Origin of the sequence: Ensifer sp. KUDG1, assembly GCF_050434285.1 — a bacterium.
Taxonomy (GTDB): domain Bacteria; phylum Pseudomonadota; class Alphaproteobacteria; order Rhizobiales; family Rhizobiaceae; genus Ensifer.
The window spans coordinates 51074-64604 of record NZ_JBNDIG010000011.1 but is presented as its reverse complement, the minus strand read 5'-3'; the positions used below and the strand labels follow the sequence as shown (position 1 = coordinate 64604).

The following is a 13531-nucleotide window of genomic DNA, read 5'->3' as shown; positions in this document are numbered from 1 at the left end:
CAGCTGACACCTTGATTGTGCGATCAGTGTTGAAACATTTCAGATTGTTGCCGCATCGCCCGCTTCAGGCGCTTCCGGCCTCGCGCCAATAGGATCGTGCCAGGCTGGCGAGATAGGTGGTCGTACGCCTCGCCGTCTTTGCGACGGAGGGACGCTTTGGTTCGCCGGAGCTTGCGTGTTCGCCCGATTTTGCGAGCCGGATGCGCTTGGATGCATCCGGCCGCAGCAGCTCGATCGGTCGAAGCAGTCCGGGCAAAGTCCCGTACCCCGTCAACTGGTCGCGAAACAGGCTGGTCGCGGCATAGACGACATCCGCCGTCTCGACCGCTTCCCGCACGCGGGCATCATCCGAAATCTTGACGTAAAGCACGCCGGGAATGAAAAGAGGCAACGTCGGTACCACGGGATCCAGGATCCGGTTGACCGCGGCCGGCGTCACCTCGTTTAAAACGAAGACGGTAAGCCGCTTCTGGCTCAAACGATAACCCTTTATGATTATCTCGACCGGAAGCCGACCGTCTGTTTCAGCTATTTCAATAACACTTTGAACATGCATAGTGGCTCTCCGGAACAGAGAAGAACACCGTCAATATTTTCAGAATACGAGAACATGAATCTATTCGTTATATAGCGACATTAGCTTCGGAGGTTTCACTTCGCTGCCGGAGACGCCCTACAATTCCGAACTCTATCCCAGGATTTTCGTTCTGAATATATCCAGATGGATATACTCCGGCCCTGTTTCTTACAGTTCGCTTGCGGCAAAAAACGCCGATCGCGGCGTCTCGTTGCCGCGGGTTCGATCGTTTTTGAAGGAGGAGGGTCAGCGCAAAGGCAGGAGGCCCGCAAGCGCGGCCGGCGCCGTCACGAAGGGCTTTTCGGGAGCCGGTTCGCCAGATTGGCCAGCTCGACGCGCGTCGAGATGCCCAGCTTGCTGTAGATGCTGTGGAGATGCAGCTTGACCGTGCCCGGCGATATGCCGAGCCGGGCGCCGATCTCCTTGCTTCGGATCCCCGAGGCCGCCAGCCGCGAGACCTCGATCTCGCGCTGCGTCAACAGGTCGACGCCCCTGGTCTCAACGGCTTCCTGCGCGCGTATCCGCTCGATCGCGGACTTCAGCGCCTGGTCCTGGAAATAGGTCTTGCCGCTGGCCACGACATTCATGCAGTCGATCAGGGTGTCCGGAGCCTGTTCCTTGAGGACGATGCCGTTCACCCCGAGCCGGATCGCTTCGGCAACCTGGTCGTCGCCGATATCAGCCGTCAGGATGACGATCGCGATCTGCTGTCCGTGAGTGCTGCGCACCTGGCGTATGAACTCGAGTCCGTCCATATGCGGCATGCGAAGGTCGGCGACGACGATATCGGCGCCCCGCTCGGACAGGACCTGCAGCGCATCGGTTGCACGCTCGCAGGTCGCCACCACCTCCCAGCCGGGCACGGTTTCGATCAGCCGGCGCAGCCCGTCGAGCACGATCAGATGATCGTCGACGACGACCGCGCGCAACGCTATTGCGGCATTGGCAGCATGACGACCACTCGAGTCCATTCCGCTATCCTTTCGATCGCAAGCTTTCCGCCACGCGCTGCCGCCCGTTCGCGCAGGCTCCGCGGTCCAATTTTTTCCCGTTCCAGCTCGGCATGGTCGAGGCGCTCACCATAACCAAAGCCGACCCCGTCGTCGTCGATCGTCAGCACGATCGATCCGTTGTCGATCCTGACCATGATCCTGACCTTCTGCGCGCCGCCGTGCCTGACCGCGTTGGCTGTCGCCTCGGAGGTCATGCGCGCAAGCTCGTAGGTTAGCGCCAGCGGCAGGTCGATGCCGGACGCCGGGTCGAAGGCGATCGAGACATCGATCTGCCATTGCTGCCGCAGCCGCGCGGCAACCGCTTCCAGTTGTCGCTCGAGCTGCATTTCGCCGGTAGCCTGGAGATTGCCGCCCGGCTCGAGCGCGCGAATGAAACCGCGAAGCTCCCGCTGTTCTTCGAGCAGCATCGCCTGGATGGCCTCGAGGCGTTCGGCAATCACCTCCGGCCCCGCATCCTTGAGCTTGCGCAGCGACTGAAGCTGCAGTGCAGTGCCCGCAAGTGCCTGAAGCACGCCGTCGTGCAGGTCGCGGCCGATGCGGATGCGCTCGTCGACGGCCGCCTCGTCGCTCAGGCGCCTGACCAGGATCGCCTGTTCGAACAGCGCCTTGATCCTGTCGGCGATGATTTCGGCGATCGCCACGTCATCGAGCGTGAGCGCCGGCGGCTCCAGAACGAAGAGACGCGCCTGCAGGTCGTCGACCTGAAAGTAGGTCGAGACCGCAGCGTTGATGTTGAAAGCCTCCACAAGCGCCGGCGAGATCGGCGGGTCTGGAGCCGACCATTGATGAAACCGCCCCTCGCCCACGTGCACGAGAAGCCGGCCACGGGCGGCCTCGGTGATCAGCAGGCTGCTTTGCAGCAATTTTTCATCCGTCCAGGTGCCGAAGGCATCGGGCGGCATCTGCATGACCTCAAGCTCGCCTTCGCTCCACAGGGCGGCATAGGTCCAGGGCTCCTCCGCATCGGTCCACAACAGGAGAGCCCGCGGCACCAGCATGACATGGGCGGCATAATCGAGCGCCGCGCGCGCCGGCCACTCGCGGCCACGCGGCTGGCTCGGTGTTCGCTGTACCAGCCGAAGCAGCTCGGCCCGGACCGCCTCCTGGTGGGCGCCCAGCCAGACGAGCAGCGTGGCCGCAACGAAGATGAAGAGAATGCGAGAGGCGTTCGTCGTCGTGTCGGCATCCGGATCGAGCATATCGCCGGCATCGAAGTAGCCGAGATAGAGCAACGCCGCGAGGCAGACGAGACCGGTGTAGAGCGCCCCGCGCCAACGCCAGTGCAGCGTCGCGGACAGCAATGTGAACGGCATCAGCATGAAGAACGGGCTCGCCGGACCGTCGGTCATCGACATGAAGATCGCAAAGGCGGCGACATCGATGATGTGACGCACCAGCGTGCCGCGCACCCGCGAAATCTCCGTGCGCCAGACGAGGAAGGCGGCGGCGACCGCATAAAAGAGATAGCCGATCAGCAGGAAGTAGATGGGCTCTGGCGGCAGCGGCACGTGGACGGAATCGAGCCATGCGATCCAGACGCTGCCGAGCGCCAGCAGGATGCGCCCGACGGCGATCACCTTGTCGGAGCGGGCCCGGAAAGTGTTCGTCCAGACCTTGCGGCCGGAGGCCTGGTCCAGATCCATCGGCGCGCCGGTATGCGGCGGCGCGGCCGTCGCCGGGCTCACGCGGCGGGCGCTGAAACGGTTTGACGGCTCTAGCCTCATGCCAAGTCTCCGCTCTGCGCCGCCCCTTGGAAAACAACCCTGCGCGTGACGAGCGAGAATAAATCAAATCGCGGCCACCGACCCACACCGTCCGCATCTTCGACGACAAGGACGGCACGGCCCTGGCAGCCGCTGCAATCTGCATATTCAAGTGTCGCCAGCATACGCTCGTCTCTTCCAGCGCTCAAATGCATTTGCCACCAGTATAGCCAAGGTTACGCACGCGCGCCCGGAACACACGAACCTTGCACTGCTGCAGGCATGCCCTGGAACAGGGCCGACCAGCGGGCATCAACCCGAGTATCAGAAGATCGCGCCAAGAATCGAAAGCCGGATATGAGCCTCTATATCCATTGGCATATTGACCTACCCCAGTATTTGCCGCTCATATTCTCCCAATATAAATGACTAAAGAGTTTTTCATTCGTCGGCACAATGAAAATTGTGCGTTTTTTAGCTAACCGCTTTGAGGTGGATAGCAATGAGCATTTCTCACGGACCACTGCACGAGAGGCCCCCGGAAGGACCGTCGAACAGAAGTTTCGGCTATACCGTCGGTGGCATCCTTACCCTGATTGCGCTCGTAAAATGGTGGCGGGCTTCCGAGATTACGACCGTAACGGCTGTGCTCGCCCTGATCGGCGTGGTTCTGGTCGTCCTGGCCCTGATCGCGCCCTCCACCCTGACACGCGCCAACCATCTCTGGATGCGGCTCGGCCTTGTACTGTTCAAGATCGTCAATCCGGTCGTGATGTTCCTGATTTACGTCACGACCTTCGTGCCGATCGGCTTTTATCTCAGGCTGCGTGGCAATGACGCGCTGACCGAACAGTTCGACAAGAACGCCAAGACCTACTGGATCGACAAGCCGCAGGCCGAAGCAGCCCAGGCAACGATGAAGAACCAGTTCTGAATTTTGAAGAACCTATCCCTTATTGTATCGGACAGAGGACACGAAAATGGACCTTGCTAGGGAACTCCTGTCTTACATGGGCAACCGGAAGAAGTACTGGTTGCTGCCGATCCTGGTCATGACGACCATCTTCGGAACCCTGGTGGTACTGACGCAGGGAACGGCCGTCGCCCCCTTCATCTATACGCTGTTCTAGGGTGGCACCATCGTGCGTATCCTCGGTATCTCGGCCTTTTACCACGATAGCGCGGCCGCGCTCGTCGAAGACGGGCGCATCGTAGCCGCCGCACAGGAAGAGCGCTTCACGCGCCGGAAACACGACCCCGACTTTCCGGCGCGGGCAATAGAGTACTGCTTGTCGGAAGCAGGCTGCACCATGAACGACATCGACCATGTCGTCTTCTACGAGAAGCCGTTCCTGAAGTTCGAGCGGCTTGTCGAGACCTATCTTGCGACAGTGCCGCACGGCTTCAGCTCGTTTCGCGTGGCGATGCCGGTCTGGATCAAGGAAAAGCTCTTCCAGAAGAAGATGCTGCGCAAGGATCTCGGCAAGCTTGTCGGCAAGAAGGAATGGGAAGGCTCGCTGCTTTTCACCGAGCACCACCAGTCCCACGCGGCGAGCGCTTTCTTTCCTTCGCCCTTCGCCTCCGCTGCGGTCCTCACCATGGACGGCGTCGGCGAGTGGTGCACCACGTCGCTTGCCCATGGCCATGACAATCGCCTCGACTTCCTGAAGGAGCTGCATTTCCCGCACTCCCTCGGCCTGCTCTATTCGGCCTTCACCTATTATACGGGTTTCAAGGTCAATTCGGGCGAGTACAAGGTGATGGGGCTTGCGCCCTACGGGCGTCCGCGTTTCGCGCAGACGATCCTCGACAACCTGATCGATCTCAAGGACGACGGTTCCTTCCGTCTGGATCAGCACTATTTCGGCTATTGCACGGGCCTGAGGATGACCTCGCCGGCCTTTAACGACCTCTTCGGAGGCGAACCCCGCAAGCCGGAATCGCCGCTGACCCAGCGTGAGATGGACCTGGCGGCTTCCGTTCAGGTCGTGACCGAAGAGGCGGTCATGCGGCTCGCCCGCTATGCCCGGCGCCAGACAGGCGAAAAGAACCTCTGCCTTGCCGGCGGCGTCGCGCTCAACTGCGTGGCGAACGGCAAGTTGCTGAAGGCCGGGATCTTCGACGACATCTGGATCCAGCCTGCCGCCGGCGATGCGGGCGGCGCGCTCGGGGCGGCTCTCTCGGTCTGGCACGAATACCTCGGAAGCACGCGCGTCGTGAAGGACGGCGATGCCATGTCCGGCGGCTATCTCGGGCCAGCCTTCGCGCAAGGCGAAGTCGAGCAGCGACTTGCCAATGCCGGGGCGAACTTCGAGGTCCTTTCGGACGAGGAGATCACCTCCTCCACCGTCTCGGCACTGACCGAGGAAAAGGCGGTCGGCTGGATGCAGGGGCGGATGGAATTCGGCCCGCGCGCACTCGGCGGTCGGTCGATCCTCGGCGACGCCCGTTCGCCGACGATGCAGAAGATGCTCAATCTCAAGGTCAAGTACCGCGAGAGCTTCCGCCCCTTCGCGCCGTCGATCCGGCGCGAGGATGTGTCGGACTGGTTCGACATCGACACCGACAGCCCTTACATGCTGCTTGTCGGCGACGTCCTGGAAAGCCGCCGCCTGCACGCCAATCATCCGCAGGAAAACCTGTTCGGCATCGATCTGCTCAACGTGCCGCGCTCGGAAATACCGGCGGTGACCCATGTCGATTACTCCGCCCGCATCCAGACGGTGCACCGCGAGACCAACCCCCGTTACTGGGAGCTGTTGACCCGGTTCAAGGCGCGCACCGGCTGCCCGGTGCTCGTCAACACCAGCTTCAACGTGCGTGGCGAGCCGATCGTCTGCAATCCGGAAGACGCCTATCGCTGCTTCATGGGAACGGAGATCGAGCGCCTCGTCGTCGGCAATTGCATGCTGAAGAAAGAGGACCAGCCCGCGCACCTGAAGCAGGACTACAAAGAGAACTTCGAGCTCGACTAGAACGGCCGGGCAATGTGTTCCTTCAGCGCGCCGGGCCGCAGCAGCGACCCGGCGTTCTAACGTCCTGCACGCAGGCGCGAGGCGCTCCGGCCGGAGGGCGCGACGCCGAACTCGCTCGTCAGCAGCTTGACGAAAAACGGCACCAGCCCCGACTTCGCGCGCGCCTTGTCGAAGGCTGCCTGGAACGGCGCCCTGTAGCTGAAGAGATCCGGACGGATCGGCCGCAGCAGCCCTTCGCTGACATAGCGGTTGGCGAAGTGATCGGGCAGATAGCCGAGATAGCGCCCGGAAAGGATCAGCCGCGCTTCCGCCTCCATATCGCTGACCGTCGCGCGCGGGTTGGCGATCGAGAAGATCTTGAGGTCGCGGGCATTCCAATAGGAGCGGCCGATCAGATTGTGGGACCGGATGTCGTCGATTTCGATCGTGCTGTCGTCGCGGGAAAACAGCGGATGCTCGGCCCCGCAATAGAAGCGCTGCGTCTCCTCGTAGAGATCGACATATTCGAGCCCCAGCGTCGTGCGCGGGAAGCTGGCGATCGCGATGTGAAGCTCGCCCGTTATCACGTCGCGCAGCAACTCATGGGGCGGCCGGGTGACGATCGAAAGCGCCACCTCCGGCGCCTCGTCCGTCATCCGGGCAAAGACGCGGGTCAGGCGGGAGGCCGGGTCCGACAGGGTGTTGTCGATGAGGCCGACGGAAAGCGTGCCGTTCAGCCGGTGCTGCAGGCCCTTCATGCGGGTATCGAACTGGTCGATCGTGCCGAACAGGCGCTTGGCCTCCTCGTAGACGGCACGCCCTTCCTCGGTAAGGCGGAAGCCAGACCGGCCACGCTGGCAGAGGATCAGGCCGAGGCGGCTTTCCAGCGCCGAGATATGATTTGAGATCGTCGAGAGCGACAGGTTGAGCTCTCCCTGGGCGGCGGCAAAACCACCCGCCTCCACGATCGTCACGAAGATCCGCAGTAGCCGCACATCCAACGAGTCCAATGCCATTCGATCGCGCCCTTAGCTTGCGAAACTCCAAAATGAAGCGCAATTATTATGAATTTTCAGGCACTAAGCTAGTGCACCATGGACCCAGCAAAAAATCGGCCGGCGCAGGGAGCGCCGGCCGTGCGTGATCTGGATCGATGGGACGTCGCCACAAAAGGCTGCCGATCGACGTGTCCTCGCACGGCGACCGGTAGGCGACCGACGCTTTCGCTCCCGATCAGGGCCGGCGATAGACCTCGTTTCCGGCGAGATAGGTCGCCTCCACCTTGCGTTCGCGGATGGAGCGGTCGAGCGGATCTGCGAGGGTGCCGTCGATCACGACGAAATCCGCCCACTTGCCGACGCTGATCGAGCCGATCTGAGCCCCCCAGGGCGTCATGTCGGCACCGGCCTGGGTGAGACCGTGCAGGGCCTGGTCGAAGGTGACGGCCTGCTCGGGATGCCAGGGACCGTCACCCAAGCCAAATGGGCTTTCGCGGAAGACGGCGTCGTTGATCTGGGTGAGCGGGCTCAGCGGCGATGTCGGCCAATCCGAACCGAACACCAGCGGCACGCCGGCGTCGAGCATCGAATGCCAGACATAGGCCCGCGGCTCGCGATCGGTACCGATGCGTTCGGTGATGTACTTGCCGATCGTGCCGGTCGCATGGTTCGGCTGCATCGAGGCGACGACGCCGAGATCCTTGAAGCGCTGGATGTCCTTGGTCTCGACCACCTCGATATGCTCGATGCGGTTCGGCTGCGGCCGCGGCACCGAGGCTTCGGCAAAGGCGTCGAGAACGAGGCTGACGCCGCCGTCGCCGATCGCGTGCACCGCGGTCGGGAAGCCATTTTCGTTCGAGGCCTTGATTGCCGCCGCCAGCTGCTCCTTGGTCTCGAAAGGCTTGCCCTTCCAGCCGTGCTGGTCGGAATAGTCCTCGTGCATGTAAGCGGTGCGGGTCGAGAGCACGCCGTCGATCACCGACTTGGTGTAGCCGAGCTTCAGCATCGGCCCCTTCACCTCCTGCTCGCCGGAATCGGCGGCTACCTTGTCGACCTCGTCGCGGTCCTTGACCGCTGCGGCAATCTTCTTCGGATCGCCCTCGAAGAAGCCGTACCAGACGCGAAGCGGCATCTTCTTTTCAGAGAGGATCGCGGCATAGTCGTGCACGGCGGCGAGATCCGACATGTCGTTGACGCCGGTGATCCCGAGGCTATTGGCAAACTTCATCGTCTCAAGCAGCGCTGCGCGCCGTTCCGTGTCGGTCGCCACCGGGCGATGCTTCTCGACGAGATCGCCGGCCTTTTCGAGCAGGATGCCACTCGGCTCGCCCTTCTCGTTCAAGAGCACCTGCCCGCCCTCTTCGACTTCCGACTTCGCGGTAACGCCGCCCACTTCCAACGCCTTGGAATTGACCCAGACGGAATGGAAATCGATATCGCGCAGGACCACCACCCGGTCCGGCACCACGGCGTCGAGGTCTTCCTTCGTCGGCAGCTTGCCCTCGCCGAGCGTGTAGTCCCAGCCGCCGCCCATCAGCCAGACGCCCTTCGGCAAGCGCTGATCGGCTTCCTTGATCTTTTCGAGCCAGGTCTTCTTGTCCGGGATGTAGGAGAGGTCGACGCCGGTCACCATGTCCATGCCGGACGTAAGATGTGTATGGCCGTCGATGAAGCCCGGGGTCACGGTCTTGCCGCCGGCGTCGATCATCTTGGTCTCGGCGTCGGCCAGCGCCTTGATCTCGTCGTTGCTGCCGATTGCGGTGAACTTGCCGTTCTCGATCGCGAAGGCCTGTGCCTTCGGCTTGCCCTGGTCGACCGTGCGCACGTCGCCGTTGAGCACGATCAGATCGGGTGCGGCCCAAACCGGCTGCGCCGTGCCGACCAGGATCGCCAGAGCGGACGTTGCACCCAAGGCGCGGGTTACTGCTGCCAATGTCATGAAATCCTCCTCCCGCGGCTGCATCCCTCCACCCCCGGCGAGCCGCGCGGCACCGGCGTTGAAGGGATGATGCTGCAAGTGGGGAGGATAACGATATACTCCCTCGGGCTAGGTTCGAGCGATGCCGCGCTACAACGGCGCGGGTCTGAGGTGAAAACGCGCGCCGATACAGCCAGGCGGACAACGTTCACGATCCGGCAGCGCACAGTACCATTTCCCGGCGCGAAGGCGAGGCCCGCGCCGCTCATAAAAAACAAGAGGTTAGGGAAGCTTCCGGCTGGCGCCCTGGCTTCCCCGGAGACTGGCCGATCGGCGCAGCCTCAGCTGAAGAGCGCCTTCAGGCGCGGCCAGAGGCCGATGGCCGCGCGAACTCGCCGGGCGGCATAGGCGGCCCGAACGGAGCTGCCGAAATTGCAGTCGCAGACGATGTCGTGCAGTTGGTGGTCCGATATTTCGAAGAAGCGTTTTGCTTCACCGTAGCTGTCGTCTGCGAGCCCCGCGAGGCGCAATTGCGTATCCTCGAAGGCGACGGTCATGGGCGAACCGTTGACCTGCATGGCCTGGCGCGCGGCAGCGGTCGCGCGTTCAGTACCGGAAAGCGTGCCCAGCCGGCGATCGGGATTGCTTTCCAAGAGTTCGGCCCAACGCTGAAGCCGTTCCGTTCTTGTCATCGCGGGATCGGAACGAATTTCGGCGAGCGCTTGCAACTGTTCGATGGTTTGATGCTTCATCGTCGTCTCTCCTAGTGCGAAGATGCGACCGCGATACGCGCCCCTCCATACCGGGGTCGCCGTTCCTCAAACTCGCCGGAGGGAACCCCGGTTCCCTGTCGTGAGAAAAAAAGAGGACCTGCGATTACCGCCGCGCGAACGGCGCCAGGAGACCCAACTTCCGCTGGCGGAAATGCGCAAAATGCGGCCTCGAACATCTGCCTTCACCGCTCCAGTCACACCCTATTTCGGTTGCCGCTCACGCGGCGTATGCTTTCTCGGGAACGTTGTTGCCCGATCCGCATCAAACGGTGGTTTGGAGGTGGATGATGAGCGATGCCCTGCTGACAAGACGCACCACGGCGCAAGCGGACCATTTGACGGACGAGGCGCTCGTCGAGCGCGCGCTTGCCAGAGACCCGGAAGCCTTCCGGATCATCATGACGAGGCACAACCAGCGGCTTTTTCGCATCGCCCGCGCCGTCGTGCGCAACGACAGCATCGCCGAGGATGTGGTGCAGGAAGCCTATCTGCGCGCCTTCGAACACCTCGAGACGTTTCGCGGCGACGCCAGCCTCGCCACCTGGCTGCATCGCGTCGTGCTGAACGAGGCGCTCGGACGCCTCCGCCGGTCGGCGACGCGACGGGAGGTTCCGCTTGCGACGGACAGTGCAGGCGCCGAGATCGTACCCTTTCCCAATGCTGCGAACGCCGACGATCCGGAACGCAGCCTTGCGCAGAGGCAGATCCTGCGGCTGGTGGAAGAGGCGGCCGACGCGCTGCCGGAACCCTTCCGCCTGGTGTTCACCGCCCGGGTGATCGAGGCGATGAGCGTCGAAGAGACCGCAGCCCTGCTCGACATCAACCCGAAGACGGTCAGGAGCCGCCTGCACCGGGCCCGCCAGCTTCTGCGCCAGCAGATCCATCGCCAGGTCGGCCCCGTACTCTTGAATGCCTTCCCCTTTGCCGGACGCCGCTGCGCCCGGTTGACGGAGGCGGTCATGAACCGGCTCGGACTTTCAGGCTGACATTTCCGGGAACCTTTGAAGGCGGCGCGCATCCAATGGGCGTGATCCATCAAGACCGGCGGCGATCGCCGCCGGAGAGGAGTTCCCGATGTATGCCCGCCTCACCTCAGCCCTCGCCGTCGCCTGCCTCATCAGTGGCGCGACCCTTGCAGCCGGGACGAAGGTCACCGACCCCCAGATCGCCCATATCGCCTATACCGCAGGCGTCATCGATATCGAGGCCGCCAAGCAGGCCCTGAAAATCTCCAAGGACAAGGAAGTCATCAGCTTCGCCAACGACATGCTGCGCGACCATGAGGCCGTCAACAAGCAGGCCCTCGATCTCGTCAAGAAACTCAAGCTGACGCCCGAGGACAACGATACCAGCCGCGTTCTGACGAAAGCGGCGACGCAAGAGCGCGAAAAGCTGGCGAAGCTGAGCGGCGCCGACTTCGACAAGGCCTATGTCACCAACGAGGTGGGCTACCACAAGCAGGTCAATGGCGCGCTTGAAACCCTGCTCATTCCCTCCGCGAAGAATGCCGAGCTCAAGGAGCTACTGGAAACCGGCCTCAAGCTGTTCCAGGGTCATCAGCAACATGCCGAGCATGTCGCCGAGATGATGAAGTAGGCAGCGCCATGATCCGAAAGCGAAGCCTTGGCGCGCTGTGCGGCCTGACCCTGATGCTGACTGCGCCATCGGCGTGGGCGGAGACCATCCGGGTGACGATCGAAAAGCTCGTCTTTTCACCCGCCGAAATCAGCGCCGCCGTTGGCGACGTGATCGAGTGGGACAACAGGGACGTCATGGCGCACACGGCAACGGCCAAGGGTGATTTCGACATCGTGATACCATCGAAAAAGACCGCGACGCTCACCGTCACCAAGGCCGGAACCTTCGATTACATCTGCCGCTTTCACCCGAACATGAAAGCGCGCCTCAAGGTGCAATGAACGACTTGAGGACGGCAGCGCGTGGCCATCCTCCCGCGCTGCCGTTCACGGCGAAGTCACCGGACGCCGTCTGTATCCGGAACCCGAATTGTGCCATGGAAGCGGCTGGTTCCATCGAGGAGGCGGCACGGCCATGAAGAAGATCGGTTTTCTTTCCTTCGGACACTGGACGCCCTCGCCCCAGTCGCAGACGCGATCGGCCGGCGACGCCCTGCTGCAGTCGATCGATCTCGCCGTTGCGGCCGAAGAACTCGGCGCAGACGGCGCCTATTTCCGCGTCCATCACTTCGCCCGCCAGCTCGCCTCGCCGTTTCCGCTTCTGGCGGCGGTCGGCGCAAAGACCAGCCGGATCGAGATCGGCACGGCCGTCATCGACATGCGCTACGAGAACCCGCTCTATATGGCCGAGGATGCGGGTGCCGCCGATCTCATCGCCGGCGGACGGCTGCAGCTCGGCATCAGCCGCGGCTCGCCGGAGCAAGTGATCGATGGTTGGCGCCACTTCGGCTACCAGCCGGGCGAAAGCGAGACTGAGAGCGACATGGCAAGACGGCACGCGGAAGTGCTGCTCGACGTCCTGCGCGGAGAAGGTTTCGCCGAACCCAATCCGCGACCGATGTTTCCCAACCCTCCCGGCCTGCTGCGCCTCGAGCCGCATTCGGATGGCTTGAGAGAGCGCATCTGGTGGGGCGCAAGCTCCAACGCCACGGCCGTCTGGGCCGCAAAGCTCGGCATGAACCTGCAAAGCTCGACGCTGAAGGACGACGAAACAGGCCTGCCATTCCACGTCCAGCAGGCCGACCAGATCCGCGCCTACCGGGAAGCCTGGAAGGCGGCGGGCCACACGCGCGCGCCGCGCGTCTCGGTCAGCCGCAGCATCTTTGCGTTGGTGGACGATCGCGATCGGATGTATTTCGGCGGCGGAAACAAGCAGGAAGACCAGATCGGCTTCATCGACGACAAGACACGGGCGATCTTCGGGCGCAGTTACGCTGCAGCACCCGACGTTCTGGTCAAGCAGCTGGCGAAGGACGAGGCGATTGCCGAGGCCGACACGCTGCTGCTTACGGTCCCGAACCAGCTTGGCGTCGAATACAACGCCCATGTGATCGAGGCGATCCTCAAGCATGTCGCGCCGGCGCTCGGTTGGCGCTAACGCCAGCCGACGCGTCTCAAACGCCGGGCATCTGAAATCGGGCAGCCGGCCGGAGGTAGGTAGCGCGGCTCTAGAGCCGCGCCCTTTCACTCAGTCGCCGGTTCAGGGAACCTGCGGCGGATGCGCGACGCCGAGGTAATAGTCGCCCTGTCCGCCGCTCTGATACTCACCCGTGTAGCGCTGGCGCGCATCACCTAATGTGCGGGCCGGCGGGCGATAGACATAACCCGGCGCCGGGTCGACATACGGATCGACATAGATGCTGCCGGTCGGCATCGGATCGACATAGACCTGAGGCTGCACAGGCTCGACATAGACCGGGCCGGGCGCGGGCTCGACATAATAGGGTTGCCCGTAGAGAACCCTGTTCTGGGTGCCCGGCGGATTGTGCGGATCGATGCCGGTATAGAAACCGTTGGCCATCGCCGGTGCTGCCGCGCCAAGGGCGAAGACGATTGCGGCGAATGACATTCCCTTCGAAAGCTTCATGGCGTTGCTCCTGTCTCGGCTTGGCATCCGG

At 62.8% G+C, this 13531-nt stretch carries 14 protein-coding genes; 7 read left to right on the top strand and 7 right to left on the bottom strand.

Annotated elements, in window-relative coordinates; translation table 11 throughout:
* Nucleotides 1-64 precede the first annotated feature (64 nt).
* The 3 genes from M2267_RS24365 to M2267_RS24355 form a co-directional block, all read right to left on the bottom strand.
* A complete protein-coding gene (locus M2267_RS24365; RefSeq protein ID WP_429117908.1) occupies nucleotides 65-478 on the bottom strand; it encodes a hypothetical protein in 414 nt (137 codons plus the stop codon).
* 386 nt (nucleotides 479-864) lie between these two features.
* Nucleotides 865-1548, bottom strand: coding sequence for a response regulator (locus tag M2267_RS24360; RefSeq protein WP_043611089.1), 684 nt, complete (start codon nucleotides 1546-1548; stop codon nucleotides 865-867).
* Nucleotides 1509-3314 (bottom strand): sensor histidine kinase, encoded by a 1806-nt coding sequence (locus M2267_RS24355; protein WP_082005850.1) that lies wholly within the window; start codon nucleotides 3312-3314, stop codon nucleotides 1509-1511. The genes M2267_RS24360 and M2267_RS24355 overlap by 40 nt, the downstream gene beginning before the upstream one ends.
* A gap of 481 nt (nucleotides 3315-3795) precedes the next feature.
* Between M2267_RS24355 and M2267_RS24350 the strand changes: the two genes are divergently transcribed.
* From M2267_RS24350 to M2267_RS24340, 3 genes are read left to right on the top strand one after another with little or no spacing between them, the layout of a single operon-like run.
* A complete protein-coding gene (locus M2267_RS24350; RefSeq protein WP_043611091.1) occupies nucleotides 3796-4227 on the top strand; it encodes an SxtJ family membrane protein in 432 nt (143 codons plus the stop codon).
* Between the two features lie 46 nt (nucleotides 4228-4273).
* Nucleotides 4274-4423 carry a DUF5989 family protein gene (locus M2267_RS24345; protein WP_089043047.1) on the top strand — a complete coding sequence of 50 codons (150 nt, stop codon included), beginning with the start codon at nucleotides 4274-4276 and terminating at the stop codon, nucleotides 4421-4423.
* A gap of 12 nt (nucleotides 4424-4435) precedes the next feature.
* Entirely contained in the window at nucleotides 4436-6268 is a 1833-nt protein-coding gene (locus tag M2267_RS24340; RefSeq protein WP_192449363.1) for a carbamoyltransferase family protein, read from the top strand.
* Between the two features lie 56 nt (nucleotides 6269-6324).
* Here M2267_RS24340 and M2267_RS24335 read toward each other — a convergent pair whose 3' ends face one another.
* The 3 genes from M2267_RS24335 to M2267_RS24325 form a co-directional block, all read right to left on the bottom strand.
* A complete protein-coding gene (locus M2267_RS24335; protein ID WP_205236895.1) occupies nucleotides 6325-7263 on the bottom strand; it encodes a LysR family transcriptional regulator in 939 nt (312 codons plus the stop codon).
* 217 nt (nucleotides 7264-7480) lie between these two features.
* On the bottom strand, nucleotides 7481-9184 hold the full coding sequence (locus M2267_RS24330; RefSeq protein WP_429117903.1) for an amidohydrolase: 1704 nt from the start codon (nucleotides 9182-9184) through the stop codon (nucleotides 7481-7483).
* A gap of 320 nt (nucleotides 9185-9504) precedes the next feature.
* A complete protein-coding gene (locus tag M2267_RS24325; RefSeq protein ID WP_043611094.1) occupies nucleotides 9505-9915 on the bottom strand; it encodes a hypothetical protein in 411 nt (136 codons plus the stop codon).
* A 308-nt stretch (nucleotides 9916-10223) separates the two neighbouring features.
* Here M2267_RS24325 and M2267_RS24320 point away from each other — a divergent pair, with 308 nt between their 5' ends.
* The 4 genes from M2267_RS24320 (at nucleotide 10224) to M2267_RS24305 (ending at nucleotide 13011) form a co-directional block, all read left to right on the top strand.
* Entirely contained in the window at nucleotides 10224-10922 is a 699-nt protein-coding gene (locus M2267_RS24320) for an RNA polymerase sigma factor (protein WP_429117901.1), read from the top strand.
* A gap of 88 nt (nucleotides 10923-11010) precedes the next feature.
* Nucleotides 11011-11532 (top strand): DUF4142 domain-containing protein, encoded by a 522-nt coding sequence (locus M2267_RS24315; protein WP_429117899.1) that lies wholly within the window; start codon nucleotides 11011-11013, stop codon nucleotides 11530-11532.
* 8 nt (nucleotides 11533-11540) lie between these two features.
* Nucleotides 11541-11855 (top strand): cupredoxin domain-containing protein, encoded by a 315-nt coding sequence (locus M2267_RS24310; RefSeq protein ID WP_429117897.1) that lies wholly within the window; start codon nucleotides 11541-11543, stop codon nucleotides 11853-11855.
* 133 nt (nucleotides 11856-11988) lie between these two features.
* Nucleotides 11989-13011, top strand: a complete 1023-nt coding sequence (locus M2267_RS24305) for an LLM class flavin-dependent oxidoreductase (protein ID WP_429117894.1) — start codon at nucleotides 11989-11991, stop codon at nucleotides 13009-13011.
* Between the two features lie 102 nt (nucleotides 13012-13113).
* Here M2267_RS24305 and M2267_RS24300 read toward each other — a convergent pair whose 3' ends face one another.
* Nucleotides 13114-13500, bottom strand: a complete 387-nt coding sequence (locus M2267_RS24300; RefSeq protein WP_429117891.1) for a hypothetical protein — start codon at nucleotides 13498-13500, stop codon at nucleotides 13114-13116.
* Nucleotides 13501-13531 lie beyond the last annotated feature (31 nt).

Bases quoted from the DNA above. Each gene is read 5' to 3' on its own strand.
- M2267_RS24345 (WP_089043047.1), top strand. From the start codon at position 4,274: ATGGACCTTGCTAGGGAACTCCTGTCTTACATGGGCAACCGGAAGAAG.
- M2267_RS24305 (WP_429117894.1), top strand. From the start codon at position 11,989: ATGAAGAAGATCGGTTTTCTTTCCTTCGGACACTGGACGCCCTCGCCC.
- M2267_RS24350 (WP_043611091.1), top strand. From the start codon at position 3,796: ATGAGCATTTCTCACGGACCACTGCACGAGAGGCCCCCGGAAGGACCG.
- M2267_RS24315 (WP_429117899.1), top strand. From the start codon at position 11,011: ATGTATGCCCGCCTCACCTCAGCCCTCGCCGTCGCCTGCCTCATCAGT.
- M2267_RS24310 (WP_429117897.1), top strand. From the start codon at position 11,541: ATGATCCGAAAGCGAAGCCTTGGCGCGCTGTGCGGCCTGACCCTGATG.
- M2267_RS24355 (WP_082005850.1), bottom strand. From the start codon at position 3,314: ATGAGGCTAGAGCCGTCAAACCGTTTCAGCGCCCGCCGCGTGAGCCCG.
- M2267_RS24360 (WP_043611089.1), bottom strand. From the start codon at position 1,548: ATGGACTCGAGTGGTCGTCATGCTGCCAATGCCGCAATAGCGTTGCGC.
- M2267_RS24300 (WP_429117891.1), bottom strand. From the start codon at position 13,500: ATGAAGCTTTCGAAGGGAATGTCATTCGCCGCAATCGTCTTCGCCCTT.
- M2267_RS24330 (WP_429117903.1), bottom strand. From the start codon at position 9,184: ATGACATTGGCAGCAGTAACCCGCGCCTTGGGTGCAACGTCCGCTCTG.
- M2267_RS24325 (WP_043611094.1), bottom strand. From the start codon at position 9,915: ATGAAGCATCAAACCATCGAACAGTTGCAAGCGCTCGCCGAAATTCGT.
- M2267_RS24335 (WP_205236895.1), bottom strand. From the start codon at position 7,263: ATGGCATTGGACTCGTTGGATGTGCGGCTACTGCGGATCTTCGTGACG.
- M2267_RS24320 (WP_429117901.1), top strand. From the start codon at position 10,224: ATGAGCGATGCCCTGCTGACAAGACGCACCACGGCGCAAGCGGACCAT.